Raw genomic sequence first — 15278 nt, 5'->3', positions numbered from 1 at the left:
CAATGCACCAAAAGGTGTACATTAATACACCATGCGTGAGCGAGCTTGGTGGCTGGGCGGTCTGGGCGTCGCGGCGGCGGTTTGCGCCGCCCTTTTCGTTTTCCACGGCGGATCCCGGCAGGCGTCCTCTCTTTCCCTCGATTCCCTGGCGGTGACGGCACCGGCCTTGCCGCCGCTGCCCGCGTTGCCGGACGCGGCGGTGCCGGTCCCGCAGTTCCGCCCCCCGGCGGCCCGGCTTTCCTCTTTGGCGGGTGAGTAGCGGGGAGGGTGGACGGCCCCTTGCGGGATGCGGGGGAATTTGCTCTACTGCCGCTCTCTTTCATGCTCGACCTGAAGTATCTACGCGACCACGCCGAGGAGGCGGGCCGCCGCCTTTCGACCCGCGGCCTCGACGGCGCGGCCCAGGTGGCCGACGTCCTTTCCCATGACGCCCGCCGCCGGGAACTCCTCCAAAAGGTGGAAGCCCTCAAGGCGGAGCGGAACAAGGCGAGCAAGGAAATCGGCCAGATGAAGGCCCAGGGCCGGACCGACGAGGCCCTCCTGGCGCGCATGAAGCAGGTTTCCGACGAGATCGCCGCCCTGGACGCGGCGGTCGCCGGGGTGGAGGAGGAGCAGAAGGCCCTCCTTTTGACCGTGCCCAATCTGCCCCATGCCTCCCTGCCCGTCGGGGACGCCGCCGCCAACCGGGTGGAGCGCACCTGGGGCGCGCCGCCGCAATTTTCCTTCGCGCCGAAGACCCACATGGACATCGGCGCGGCGCGCGGCCTCCTGGACCTGCCCGCGGGGGCGAAGGTCTCCGGCTCCGGCTTCGTCGTCTTCCGCGGCGCGGGCGCGCGGCTGGAGCGGGCGCTCATCAATTACCTCCTGGACTTCCACACCCGGCCCGCCGCCGGCTTTGACGCCTATGAGGAGGTCGCCGTCCCCTTCCTGGTGCGGGAGGAGTGCATGGTGGGCACGGGCCAGCTGCCCAAATTCGCCGAGGACATGTACCGCCTGGCGGAGGAGAACCTTTACCTCATCCCCACGGCGGAGGTCCCTGTCACGAACCTCTTCCGGGAGGAGATCCTTTCCGCCGACCAGCTTCCCGTCCGGCGCGTGGCCTACACGCCGTGCTTTCGCCGGGAGGCGGGCTCCGCCGGGCGCGACACGCGCGGCATGATCCGCGTCCACCAGTTCGACAAGGTGGAGATGGTCCAGATCGTCCGCCCGGAGGAGTCCTACGCCGCGTTGGAGCACCTCGTCGCCCAGGCGGAGGGGATTCTCCAGGCCCTCGGCCTCCACTACCGCGTGCTGACCCTGGCCACGGGGGACGTCGGCTTCGGCGCCGCCAAGTGCTACGACCTGGAAGTCTGGGCCCCCGGCCTCGACACCTGGCTGGAGGTTTCCTCCTGCAGCAACTTCGAAGACTTCCAGGCCCGCCGCATGGGCCTGCGCTACAAGACGGCGGAGGGTAAGAACGCCTTCTGCCACACGCTCAACGGGTCGGGCACGGCGCTGGCGCGCCTCTTCGTCGCCCTCCTGGAAACCCACCAGCAACCGGACGGCTCCGTCCGCGTGCCGGAACCGCTCCGCCCCTATCTGGGGCTCGAAACCCTCTAGAAAAAACTCCCGTGAAACGCCTCCTTTCCTTCCGCGCCTTCCTCTCCCTTCTCCTTCTCGCCGGCGCCGGATGGGCGCTGGCCTGGGCGGCGGACGGGAGCGGCGGCCTCCGCGTTCCCGACCCGGAGAAGGTGCCGCAGACCCCGCCGAACGCGGAACGGAGCCACTCCGACGTCCCCTCCCGCGCCAGCCAGCGGACGGCGGCGGAGGTGGAGGACGGAAAGATCGGCGAGGTCGTCGCCCAGATCCTGGAACGCGCCCACTATTCCCAGCGGACCTTCGACGAGGCGATGTCCCACCTTTTCCTGAAGACTTACCTCGACGCGCTCGACTACCGCCACATGGTCTTCCTCCAGGGCGACCTGGACGAGTTCAACGCCAAGTACGGCGGCCGCCTCAACCGGCTGACTCTGGCGGGCGACATCTCCCCCGCGCGGGAGGTCTACAACCGCTTCGTCCAACGGCTGAAGGAGCGCCAGGCGCAGGTCGAGGAACTGCTCAAGGCCAAGCCCGACTTCTCCGTCGACGAGAGCTTCTCCACCGACCGGAGCAAGGCCCCCTGGCCGAAGGACGAGGCCGAGGCGCGCGAGCTCTGGCGCCTCCAGATCAAGTACGAGCTGCTCCAAGGGCTCCTGGCCGACGAAAAGCCGGAGGAGACCGTCAAGACGATCTCCCGCCGCTACGCCCGTCTGGTGAAGTCGATGAAGGAAGTCGACCACACGGAGCTGCTGGGCACCTACCTCTCCGCCCTCACCCATGCCTACGACCCCCACTCCGACTACCTGACGCCGGAGGACGCGGAGAACTTCCAGATCAGCAGCATCAAGATGGCCCTGAAGGGCATCGGCGCCGTCCTCAAGACGGAGGACGGCTACCCCACCATCGTCAGCCTGGTCCCCGGCGGCCCGGCCGACCTGGACGGCCGCCTGAAGGCGAACGACCGCATCGTCGCCGTCACCCAGGAGGGGGGCAAGCCCGTCGACGTCATCGACATGAAGCTGGCCAAGGTCGTCGAGATGATCCGCGGCGAGCGGAACACGAAGGTGACGCTGACCATCCTTCCCTCCGACGCCGCCGAGGGCGTCCGCCACGACGTCACCCTGGTTCGCGACGAGGTGAAGCTGACCGAGCAGAAGGCCAAGGCCCGCATCTACGAGCGCCAGGGCCCGAACGGGACCGTGCAGCGCTGCGGCGTCGTCATCCTGCCGGAGTTTTACGAGGGGGCGGCCAACGACGTCGCCCGCCTGATCGACCGCCTCAAGGAGGAGAAGATCGACGGCCTCATCCTGGACCTGCGGCGGGACGGCGGCGGCATCCTGGAAGAAGCCATCCAGCTCATTTCCATCTTCGTCCCGCGCGGCCCCGTCGTGCAGGTGAAGAACCCCCAGGGCGTCGTGAAGGCCTTCCCCATCACCGACCAGAACCTGACCTGGACCGGCCCCCTCATCGTCATGGCGGGCAAGTCGAGCGCGTCCGCCTCGGAAATCGTCGCCGCGGCGCTCCAGGATTACGGCCGCGCGCTGGTCGTCGGGGACAAGACCACCTTCGGCAAGGGGACGGTGCAGACCCTCATCAACCTGAAGGACATCAACTGGGGCTTCACCAGCGATCCGGGCGAGCTGAAGCTGACCGTGCAGAAGTTCTACCGCATCACCGGCGACACGACGCAATACAAGGGCGTCTCCTCCGACATCGTCCTGCCCTCCCTGGAAGACTACCTTCCGATCGGCGAGGCGACGCTCCCCAACGCCCTGCCGCCCGACCAGGTGGAACCGGCCAAGTTCAAGCGCCTGACGCCCCCGTGCCCCTTCGTCAAAACGCTGCAGGACCGCTCCGTGGCCCGCATCGGGAAGAACCCGGAGTTCGACTACCTCAAGCAGGAGATCGCCCTCCTGCGCCAGCGGATGACGGACAAGACCCTCTCCCTCAACCTGGACAAGCGCCGCGCCGAGCGGGACCAGTCGAAGGACCTCAAGGAAAAGCGGGACAAGGAGCTGGCCTCCCTGCCCCCCTCCAACCACAAGGTCTACGTCCTGGACCTGACCATGCTGGAAAAGGGGGAGTCCCCCAAGCCGGTCACCCGCGCCACCCCGCCCAAGGACGCCAAGGACAAGAAGGAAAAGCCGAAGAACGGCCACAGCCCCGCCGCCGAGGGGATCGAGGACGAGGAGGACGCGGGCGGCAACTCCCCGACCGCCATCGCGCGCGACGTCGATCTGGACGAGACGGTCAACATCTTCGGCGACTACAACTCCCTCTCCGCGGGCGAGAAGCCGAAGCGGTAGTTGTTGACGCCCCGCGGCCTTTCCGGGCAGCATCCCCGTCCGATGTCGGAAAACATGATTGAACTGGAGGGCAAGATCATCACCATCTTGCCCGGGACGATGTTCCGCGTGGAGCTGGACAACAAGCACGTGGTCCTGGCCCACATTTCCGGCAAAATGCGCAAGCACTTCGTCCGCCTCACCCACGGCGACCGGGTCAAGCTGGAGATGTCCCCGCACGACCTGGAAAAGGCCCGCATCCTCTTCCGCCTCGACCGCCCCGTCGACCCGAACGCCCCCGCCGCGCGCCGCCGTCCCGGCCAGCCGCAGCGCCGCCGCCGCTAGGCGCCGCCCCTCTTTTCCCATGCCGTCCTTCGACGTCGTTTCCGAGGTCGACGAGGCCGAGGTCATCAACGCCCTCGACCAGGCCCGCAAGGAAATCGCCACCCGCTTCGACTTCAAGGACGCGGGCGCGGAAATCGTCCACGAAAAGAACGAGATCAAGCTCCGCGCCGTCGACGGCTTCAAGCTCAAGGCGCTGGAGGAAGTCGTCCTGGGCAAGCTGGCCCGGCGCAACGTGAGCCTGAAAAACATCGAGCGCAAGCCCGCGGAGGTCTCCTCCACCGGCAAAGCCAGCCAGACTCTGGCCGTCAAACAGGGGATGGAAGGGGACATCGCCAAACAGGTCACCGCCGCCGTCAAGGCGACCAAGCTCAAGGTCCAGGCCCAGATCCAGGGCCAGGAAGTCCGCGTCACCGGAAAGAACCGGGACGACCTCCAGGCCGTCATCGCCGCCCTCCGCGCGCAGGAATTTCCCGTCGCGCTCGGCTTCAAAAACTTCCGCGCTTAAGCGCGGTTTCTTGCAAAAGCGCCTCGTAATGAGGTGTGCCCGGTTGAATTAGGAATTCTAATCGGAAAGAAGCGTTGCTGATAACGTTTCCTAATAATACTCACCCTTGGGAGGGTGGCTTTTGAATTGCTCAATAGAGAGACCTATATGGCCCAATCACGTACTCACCCCCCCTAAGCGTGAGGGGCCATCTAGGAATTAAGAGAAATAAGTCTCATTAAATCAGCGAGTTACGAAAGGAGGGAGTGACCTTGCACTCCTTCCGATCATGGGCCGAAAAAGGGATGGTTAAGATTCGGAAAATAGCACTATTTTCCGTGGGGGCGGCATTTTTGTCTCTCGGGGATGTAGGATTTGCCGCAGATTGGTCCAACACAACGGGTTCCAATCCGGAAATTGTAAATAATGGCGCCGGCTCGACGACGAACACGACGACATCGGGAACGATCGATGGTGTTCAGGGCGCCAGTGACGGAAGCACCACGAATATCGTGGTGACCGGGACGGTGACGATCAATGGAGGCATCGCCAACAGCAGCGCCGGAAACGATGTCGTGACGACCGCGTCAGGCGTTTCGCTGGTGGGATGGATCAATCTCAACGCCTCCGGGACCACCGGCGCCATCGAAATCGTCAATGGGGGTTCGATCTCGCAGACCAACACCGGCAACAACGCGATTTACGGAACGGTGTACGACACGAACGCGGTTGTCCCCATCACTCTCATCAATACCGGCACCATAACGCTGGTCATCAGCAATGGGTTCCTGAACACGGTGGACGCGGTGAACGTCGGTTCCGGTGCGGTGACGCTCAGCAATTCAGGCACGATCAATTTGACGGGGGGCTCCGGCGATTCGGCTCGCGCCTTCGTCACGGAGGGGGGCGGCGCGTTCGATACCTACGCCTCCAACAGCGGAACGATTCTCGTCGTCAACAGCCAAGGGGGCGGGGCGGAGGGCCTGTCGTTAAATGGCGGGAAGGGAAACCTCTACATCACCAACACCGGACAACTGGGAACGGCGGCCAACCCTCTTTCCGGTAGCGGAACGTTTGCGATAGCCGCGACGAGCGTGGGCGCGTCGAAGACGGTTTTGAACGCGCTGGGCGGATCGATTTACGTGCAAAACCAAAGCGGCAGCACGGCCTCGGCGACGGGCATCACTGTCGGGGAGGGAAGTTCAATGCAGGTGGAGAACGACGGGCTGATTTCCGTGGTGGGATCGGGCGGGGGCGCCTACGGCATTCGCCTGGAAAATACCGCGAGTTCCGCAAGCGCGCTGCGCGTCACCAACACCGGCTCCATCGCCGTGAGTGAAACGACCGCGGGCGACGGCACCGGCATCGTGGTCGAGGATTACTCGACCAATGCCGCCATTGACGTCAGCAACAGCGGGGCGATCACCGCCACGGGCGTTGCCTACAACGTTTCCGGGGTCGAGGCGATCCGCGTGGTGTCCTGGAACACGAACACGACGGGCGCCATCACGATCACCAATACCGCCGCGATCGGGGCGACCGGGTTGGGCGCTAATGATGCTACTGCCGCGATCAGCGCGGCCAACCTGGGGACGGGGAGCGTCTTTGTCAGCAATGCGGGAGACATCACCGTCTCCAATGCGGTGGGGGGGGGTATCTCTGGGATCTCGGCTCAAGCAGGAGGAGCCTTGCTGGTGTCGAACACGGGCTCGATCTCCGGGATCGGGGCGAACAGAAGTTATGGAATCCAGGCGATAGGCCATACGGGGGGGACGACCATTGTCAACGACGGGGCGATTACCGCCACGGGGGGCGCCGCCGCGTGGGGCATCTACGCGACGGGGGATAGCGCGGCCGCGGTTTCCGTGTGGAATGGCGATTCCATCACGGCGGTTTCGGCGGGCGCGGGCCAGGCCGCGGGGATCGACCTGACGAACGCCAGCGGCGCGATCCAGGTGGTGAACGACGGCTCCATCGCCGCGTCCAACACGCGCACGACGAACAACGCGGGCGCCGTCGGCGTCAACGCCTACATTTCCAACACCAACGCCTCCGGCTCGATCGACATCACGAACACCGGGACGGTGAGCGCCTCCACCCAGGGACCGTCCCTCGGGGCGATCGCCTTCCGCGCGAATAACCAGGGCCAGGGCGACGTCTCGATGCTGAACACGGGGACGATCCTGGTTCCCAATTTCGTGGGCGGGACGAACAGCTCCGTCGGGGCTTGGCTCACCGCCCGCACGGGGAGCGTTTTCTTTACGAATACCGGCGCGATCGGAAGCGCTGCCGAAATGAGTTCCGGCGTGTTGAACATTGGCCTCAGCGGGAGCGGCGCGGCCGGGGCGTATGTCGAAAACGCCGTCGGCGGAACGATCTACGGCACGTCCGCCGCGATCAACCTCAATGGCGGCGCGGTGGTTTTGAATAACGCGGGGAGCCTCTATGCCCAGGGGGGGGCCGTGGCCCTTACCGGAACGACCGTCACGGCCACGAACAGCGGGCTGATTGAGGCGGGCTCCGGCATCCAGGTTTCCACGTTCAACATCGCCACGCTTTACAATAGCGGCACCATCACGGCGACCAATTACGCGGGCATCAACGTGCAATCTTCCGGAACGGGCATTGCGACGGTTACCAACGCGGGAACGATCTCCGCCGGTTTGTTCGGTATCGTTGCCGTCAACTATGACGGCACGGCGGGCAGCGACACGGGCACCCTGATCGTGCGCAATCAAGGCAGTATTTCCGTGGCGAGCACCGCGGATGCAAGCGCCGGCATCTTCATGGCCGCGCCCCAGCAGGGGTATTCCTTCCAGGGCAGCCTGGTGGCGGCGACCAACACCGGCACGATTTCCGTCACGGGGAGCGGGCCCAACACGTTTTACGACATCTTGGACTCCAGCTTCAGCCCCACCGGCCAGCTGGGCAACGCCTATGGCGGCATCAACACGGCGGGGGTCAGCGGCATCTCGGTGGAAAACGATGCCGATGGGCAGGAGGCCCTGGCGGTGAACGCCGCAGGCGCCTCGGTCAACGCCACTTCCACCGGCACGGGCGACGTGGTTGGCATCTGGGTGGGGAACAACCAGAGCTCCAGCGGGGCGGTGGCGACCAACGCGGGCGCGGTGACGGCCGTGGCGACCGGCGGCGGCGCTGCCAGCGGCATTGTGGCCGTCAGCGCCGCGGAGGCGAATGTTACCAACGCCGCCACGGGAACCATCCTCGCCAGGAACACCTCCTCGACGAGCACCGTCGGGGCCCTGGGCATCGATGTCCTCATTTCGGAAAACCCCTACGTCACGGGCGTGATCCAAATCGAGAACGCCGGCAGCATCACGGCGATCAATGATTCATCGTCTTCTTCCGGCTCGGCCTTTGCGATCCGGGCGATCATGAGCGGAAGCGGCGCGGGCGTGTCGGTGACGAACGACGGCGCGCTGACGGCCCTGTCGACCAACGCTTCCTACGCGACGGGCATCGACGCCGAGATCAACGACGTATGGGGCGGAACGCTGGCCGTGCAGAACAACGGGACGATCACCGTCATCGGCATGAACAATAACGCGACGGGCATCTACGCGATCAACCACTTTACCGATCCGTCCGCGCCCGTCACGGTGACGAACACGGGGACGATCGGGGCCACGAACATCGGAAACGGGCAGGGTGTGGGCGTTAACCTGGGCAACGCCGGAGACGCCACGGGGTCGGAAATCGATTTCCTGAACACCGGCACGATCAGCGCGGTGAGTTCCTCCTCCTCCGCCCAGGGGGCCGTGGGCGTCTACGCGGCGCAAGATGGAGGGGCGGCCGAGTCGGACGTGACGCTCACCAATTACGGCACGGTCTCCGTGACGGCCCAGGGCACGAACATGGTCAACGGGGTTTACGGGGTCTTTGCCAGCAGCGTGATGGGGGGAGCCGACATTTTGAACACGAACGCGGTGACCGTCGTCGCGCTGGGGGGAAATGCGGCGGGCATCTCGGGAAAGTCCGCCATGGGGTCGGTGAACGAGACGAACAGCGGCACCATCACCGTCTCCACCTCGGGCAACAACGGCTGGGGCATTTATGCTTCAGGCGGCGACGGGGCTTTCATCCAGGCGCTTAATACGTCTTCCGGCGTGATTCTTTCCCAGGGCAACGGCGGAGGCTATTACGGAATCCAGGCGGTATCGAGCGGCGACGGAACCGTGGTTCTTAGCAATGCGGGACACATTACGGTTTCCGGCACCAATGTTTTTGACGACGGGTTGGTAGCGCAGGACGGGGGAGGATCCGGCGCGTTTGAGGTTTATAATTCAGGCACGGTTTCCGCGACGAATTTTTCCGGCGACGAGGCCAACGGCATGTGGATTCACAATTTGGGGACCGGCGGCGTCACGGCGACGAATAGCGGGACGATCACGGTCTATGGCGGCGGCGTCGCGGAAGCGGTCGGCATCAAGGTGATGCCGGGGACGGCCTCCGATGTTTTCTTGAGCAACAGCGGCAATATCTCTGTCGAATCGGCCAACAGCGGGGGAGCGGAAGGCTTTTACGCGATCACGTCCAAGAATATCGTGGCGACGAACACCGGCACGTTGATGATCATGGCGACCAACGGCGGCGCACCCGCCGGCATAGACGTGAACGCCGGCGGCACTATCACGATAAATAATAGCGGGCGGATCGGCACGGCAGCCAACGCCCTTACCGGCAACCAGCCCTACGGCGTCTATGCCTGGGGTGCGGGTGCCGTGCTGGTGGAGAATGTTTCCGGCGGCGAGATTTACGTGCAAAGCCTGAGCGGCACCGCCTATGGCGTCTATGCGGCGACAACGGACACCCTGGCGGGCGGCACCATGCAGATGAACAATGCGGGGATCATCGTGGTCGTGGGCGCCAATGCGACCACCTACGGCATCGCGGTGCGCAACACGAGCGCCTCGGGGAGTGACGCGGTGTCCGTGACGAACACGGGCTCGGTGACGGTTTCCAATTCCAACCTCGGGCGGGGCATCTCGGCGCTTCAAAGCGGCCTGGGAGTGGTGACCGTTGTCAACGAGACGGGGGCGCTGATCGATGTGCGGGGGACGCAGGCTTACGGCATGACCGCGATCAGCTCCAACACAGGCGCGGCAAACGGCCTGGTGAGCGTCGTCAATCGGGGGACGGTCGACGCCGAGTATCTTGGCATCAACGCGCAGAATCTGGGCGGCAACGGCGTGACGGTTTCCAACCTGGGCGTTCTTTCCGCGTCGGGCCCGATCGACGGCGTGGGCGGCTTCGGCATCCGCGCTTACGGCAGCGGCGGGGCGGGCTTGGTCTCCGTCCTCAATGACGGTTCCATTACGGTCACCAACGATTATGGCGAAGCGATCGACGCGCGCAACGGCGGCAGTGGCGGCATCTCCGTGACGAACAGCGCCACGGGCTCCATTCAAACGGCGGCCCTGGCGGCATTCCCGGCCTGGGGCATTGGGGCGACTCTGACGGGCACCGGCGCGGTCCATCTGCTCAACGAGGGGACGATCTCCATTCTTTCCAGCGGCGGAGGGGCCCAGGGCATCCAGGCGTGGATCAGCAATACGGCCGACAGCGATGTCCTGACGGCGAGCAACGTGGGCTCGATCACGGTTTCCGACACCAACGGCGGGGCGGCCAGCGGCATCTCTTTAGTCCATCAAGGCACCGGAGGTTTGACGGCCGATAATGCCGGTACGATCTCCGTGGCCGCGACCAATGGAGGCGCCTACGGCATCGCGGCGACGGGGGGCGGAACGATCGACGTCACGAACGAGGCGGGCGCCCAAATCGCGTCGTCGTCGTCGGGCAGTGCGGCCACCCTGGGGATCAATATTACGGAAACCGCGGCGGCGGCGGTCAACGTGCTGAACGCGGGCACGATTCTCACGTCTAACACGGGTTCCTCCACGGCCTTTAACAATAGCGCCATCCAGGTGAACAGCACCGGGGGCGGGGTCACCACGGTGATTAACACGGGCAGCCTGGGCACGGCCGCCAACCCCCTGTATGCCTCCGACGCGGCCTATGACTTCGGCGTTTATATCCGGAGCGGGGCGGCCGCAACGTTCGATAACCAGGGCTCCCTCATCATGGAGCAGGGGAACGGCACGGGCGCCGTCCTGGGAGTGCAGATGGCGAATGCAGTGGGTGGCACGCAGACGCTTCTCAATGAAGGAACGATTTCGGTGGACAGTCTGGCGTCGAACCAGACGCACGGCGTCGGCGTTTATCTTTATGGAGGAACGGGGGACGTGATCATTTCCAACACGGGCACCATTGAGGCGCTGGGCGCGGGGGGCTCCTTCGCCACGGCGGTGGATGGGGAGATCTACGGCTCCGGCGTGGGCGCCACGCGAATTTACAACAGCGGCACGCTGAGCGCGACGAACACCGGCTCCGGCAGCTCCGCCTACGGCGTGTATGCCAGCAGCGGCAGCGGAACGGTGGAAATGACGAACGACGGGACGATCGGCGTTTCCGCCGTCGGCGCGGTTTACGGTGTCGATGCGGTGGGCGGGGCCGACCTTACGGTGGTCAACACGGGGACGAATTCCGTTTCCTCCACCAGCAACACGGCCTACGGAATCAGCGCGGCGATTGCCAGCGGCTCTTCCGCCGGGGCGCTCACGGTAAGCAACAGCGGGGTGGTCGACGCCTCCGGCGGCGGATCGGTCCTGGGCATCGCGGCGACGAACGCCGGGACGGGAGCGGTGACGGTGAGCAACACGGGAAGCGTCACGGTCGGACAGCCGAGCGGGACAGGCCTTTTTGCCGCGGGCGTTCAGGTCATCAATAGCAATGCGGCTTCCACGAGCGCGGTGGAGATTTTCAACGGCGGCTCGATCGCGGTGACTAATGGCGAGAGCCGGGGAATCACGGTCGATCAATACGGCTTGGGCGGCGTCTCCGTCGTTAACGCGGCGGGCGCCAGCATCTACGACAACGCCAACAATAATTACGGCATTATCGCGATCAATCACAATACGAATGCCTCCACCGGCCTGATGAGCGTCAGCAACGCGGGCGACATCACCGTCTTGGATTACCGGGGCATTTATGCGGAGAACGCGGGCGGCGGCGGCGTGGCGGTCGACAATCAAGGCACGCTGTCCGTCCTGGGCTGGTATGGAGATGGAGGCGCGCAGGGAATCATGGCCCTGGCCGACAGCGGCAGCGGTGCGGCCGTGGTGACCAACGGCGGGACGATCACCGTCGTCGGCGGCCAGGGGTGGGGCATCGACGCGGAAAGCGGCGGCACGGGAGGGGTTTTCCTGACGAACACGGCAACGGGAACGATCCAAGTGGCCTCCGGCTGGGGCGCCGCCGCGGCGCTGCACGGCGTGATCGGCGGCGACGGGGAGCTGGTAATTTCCAACGCGGGCTCCCTTGTCTCCGTCGGCGACGGGGCGGGGGCCTACGGCATCCAGGCTCTGAATACGAACGCCTCGTCCGCCGGCGCCATGGCGGTGAGCAACACGGGGACGATTTCCGTCTCCGAAACCAACGGCGGCACGGCCACCGGCATCGACGCGGAGAGCGCCGGAACCGGCGCGGTGGCGGTGGTGAACGACGGCGCGATCACCGCGGAAGGCGCGGGGGCCTACGGCATCAAGGCGTGGCTGACGAATGCCGCCGCCACGAACGGCGTCTCCGTGACCAATTACGGCGTGATCCAGGCCCTCGATCCCGGGGCCACGGCCTATGGCATCGACGCGGAGACGGCGGGCACCGGCGGTGTCACGGTGCTCAGCACCAATTCGATCACCGCCATCGGCGACGGCGGGAACGGCTATGGAATTTACGCCTCGGCCAGCAATACCAATGCGGGCGCGCCGGTGGCGGTGACCAACCTCGGCTCCCTCGCCGCCAGCGACACCAACGGCGGCGCGGCCTACGGCGTCTTCGCCCAGAATGCCGGCGGCGCGGTGGTGGTGACGAATGCGGCCACCGTGACCTCCACCGGCTCCGGCGCGGGGGCCAATTACGGCGTCTATGCGGTCTCCTCCAGCGGTGACGCGGTGACGGTGGTCCACAGCGGCTCGATCACCACTTCCGGCTCCGGCGGCGGGACCAACTACGGCATCTATGCCAGCTCGACCGGCGCGGTCACCGTGGTGGTGACGGGGAATATCGACGCGGGCGCCAGCGGCTACGCGATTGCGGTGGGCGGTTCCGCGAGCACCGCGGTGAGCGTCACGCTGGCTGGGGCGCCGATGACTATCACCGGCATCATCGACGGCAACTTCAGCAGTTCCACGCCCTCCAACTCCTACCTGAACATCAACCTGACCGGACTCACGCCGACGGAGCGGGCCGCCGTGATCAGCTATCTGACCGCCAATCAAAACTCGGGCACGCTGGTCATTGGGACGAACACCTACGTCTATCAGGACTTCACCGGCGTCACCTACAGCTTCGGCCTGAGCGATTGGTCGAATTCCACCGGCTACGTGCCGTCCGTGGTGACCAACGGCGCGGGAGTGACGACGAATCTGACGACCAACGGCGCGATCGACATGGTCCGTGGGGCGGGCGACGGCAGCACGACGAACATCAGCCTGACCGGCACCGCCGTGGTCACGGGGAGCCCGGCTTCCGGCACGGCCAACGCGGCGATCTATAACGCGAGCGATTCCGGAGTGACCGTCACGACGGCGGGAACGGCGGCGATCGACGCCAGCGGCGGGGCGGGCGGCGGCATCAAGGTGACCGGCCTGGCGACTGGCAATGGGGCGATCTTTATCTCCAACGGCGCCGCGATCACGGCGACGAACGTGGGGGCGACCGCCTTCGGCATCTGGGCGGCGGCGGCGAATACGAACGGCACGGCGGGCACCGGCGCGGTGACGGTGAGCAACGCGGGCGCGATGACGGTCTCCAGCACGGGAGGCAACACCGTCTATGGCATCAGCGCGCAGGGCGGCGGCGCCGTCGCCGTGGTGAATGACGGCGCCTTGTCGCTGACGAACCAGACCGGCGGCTCGATCACCGGCATTCTTTCGGCCTCCTCGGGAGGGAGCGGAACCGTGACGAATAACGGCACGGTGACGGTGACCGGCGGATCCGCCGGCGCCTTCACCGGCATTTCGGCGATGAGCGCGGGATCGGCCGCCGGGACCATCGTCAACAATGGCGGCGTGAACGTGATCGGCACCAGCGGCGTGGTGACGGGCATGCAGCTGGTTACGACCAACGGCCTGGCCACGGTGAGCAACCTCGGCTCGATTTACGCCCAGGGCGGCAGCAGCGGCTTTAACGTTATCGTCTCCGGAACGGGCGGCATGGCGGCCTATAACGGGGCGGGGGCCACGATCACCGCCCTTGGCGGCCAGGGAATGTATCTAAGCGATTCGGGGGCGTCCGGAACGGCCAGCGTCACGAACGCGGGCACGATCACCGACGCCATCGGAGCCGGCATCTCGATGGACAGCACGGTGAATGTCACCTTCGACAACCAAGGCGGCGGCGTGATCAGCGCCGGTACCGGAGCCCGCTTCAATATGAGCGGATCGTCCGCCTTCCTGGGCGGGAATGAGGGAACGATCGCCTTCTCTTCCCTGGGCCTCAGCGTGGCAAATTCCGGCTCGGGGGCGATCACCTTCAGCAACACGGGGACGATGACCAATGCCGGAGCCGGCACGGCAATTTCGATCGTCGATTCCTCCACCGGCACCACCGGGCTGCTTTCCGTCACCAACGCCGGGACGATTTCCCAGAGCACGGGCAACAATATCGTGGCGACCAACTACGGTACGGGGGGCGTCTACGTTCTCAACAGCGGGACGAATATGTTGTCCGGCAGCAGCGGCAGCACCGGCATTCTGGCTCGCGGCGCCCAGGGCGGAACGACGACGCTGGTCAACTCCGGCGTCCTAAGCGTCATCGAGACGGGATCGGCCGCGTTGGGCGGCCTGGCCTATAATTTCAGGACGGGCGCCACCGGCCTGGTCAGCGTCACCAATGCGGGGTCCGTCGTGGTGCAGGGAGGAAGCAACACCGACGCCAGTTACTGGGGCGGGCAAAACATCACCTCGGCCACCGGCCTGGATGTGGAGAACTGGGGCGATGGCGGAGTTCTGGTGGCGGGGCAGACCGGCTCTTCCATCTCCGTCACCAATAGCGGCACCGGCACGGCCTACGGTATCTACGCCTACGGCGCGGGCGGTGCGGTGACGGTCAGCAACATGGGAGCCACCTCCGTCTTCGACAACGGGGGCAGCGCCTACGGCATCCAGGTGGTGAATGCAGGCACGGGCGTGACGACCGTCGCGACCGGAAACATCTCCGTGGCCATGAATAATCTGGCCATCAACCTGGACTCCGCCGTCGGCCTGGCAATTTGGCAAACCAATGCGGCCAACGCCAACCAGCTGGCCTTCACGAACGCGGCGGGGACGACGATTTCCGTCCTGGAGACCAACGGGACTCTTGCCGGCTACGGCGTTTACGCGACCAATGCGGGTTCCGGCGGGATGAGCCTGGTTAATGCCGGGACGATCGCCGTGACCAATGTCAGCGTGGGGGGGACTAATATCAATGCCGGTTTCCTCGGCGGCCTCTATGCGACCAATGGC

Annotated in this window: 5 protein-coding genes and 1 pseudogene (1 of these 6 only partly in view); all 6 read left to right on the top strand. The window is 65.5% G+C overall.

Features of this window, described 5'->3' with window-relative positions; translation table 11 throughout:
• Positions 1-31 precede the first annotated feature (31 nt).
• Complete coding sequence (locus PW734_03300) at positions 32-259, top strand: hypothetical protein (GenBank protein ID MDE1170224.1); 228 nt, start codon at positions 32-34, stop codon at positions 257-259.
• A gap of 62 nt (positions 260-321) precedes the next feature.
• Positions 322-1599 carry a serine--tRNA ligase gene (gene serS / locus PW734_03295; GenBank protein MDE1170223.1) on the top strand — a complete coding sequence of 426 codons (1278 nt, stop codon included), beginning with the start codon at positions 322-324 and terminating at the stop codon, positions 1597-1599.
• A gap of 11 nt (positions 1600-1610) precedes the next feature.
• Positions 1611-3884 carry a carboxy terminal-processing peptidase gene (locus PW734_03290; protein MDE1170222.1) on the top strand — a complete coding sequence of 758 codons (2274 nt, stop codon included), beginning with the start codon at positions 1611-1613 and terminating at the stop codon, positions 3882-3884.
• A 42-nt stretch (positions 3885-3926) separates the two neighbouring features.
• Positions 3927-4133 (top strand): annotated as a pseudogene (gene infA, locus PW734_03285) (translation initiation factor IF-1).
• Positions 4134-4227: 94 nt separating this feature from the next.
• A complete protein-coding gene (locus PW734_03280; protein ID MDE1170221.1) occupies positions 4228-4713 on the top strand; it encodes a YajQ family cyclic di-GMP-binding protein in 486 nt (161 codons plus the stop codon).
• Between the two features lie 332 nt (positions 4714-5045).
• Positions 5046-15278, top strand: partial view of a hypothetical protein gene (locus PW734_03275; protein ID MDE1170220.1) — the start only. The gene runs 10686 nt beyond the window's last position; 10233 of the gene's 20919 nt are visible here — the first part of the coding sequence; the start codon lies at positions 5046-5048; its stop codon lies beyond the right edge, outside the window.

Origin of the sequence: Verrucomicrobium sp. (assembly GCA_028283855.1) — a bacterium.
Lineage (GTDB): Bacteria > Verrucomicrobiota > Verrucomicrobiia > Methylacidiphilales > GAS474 > GAS474.
Note: the sequence above shows the minus strand (reverse complement) of the source record. Positions and strands in the feature narration are given on the sequence as shown.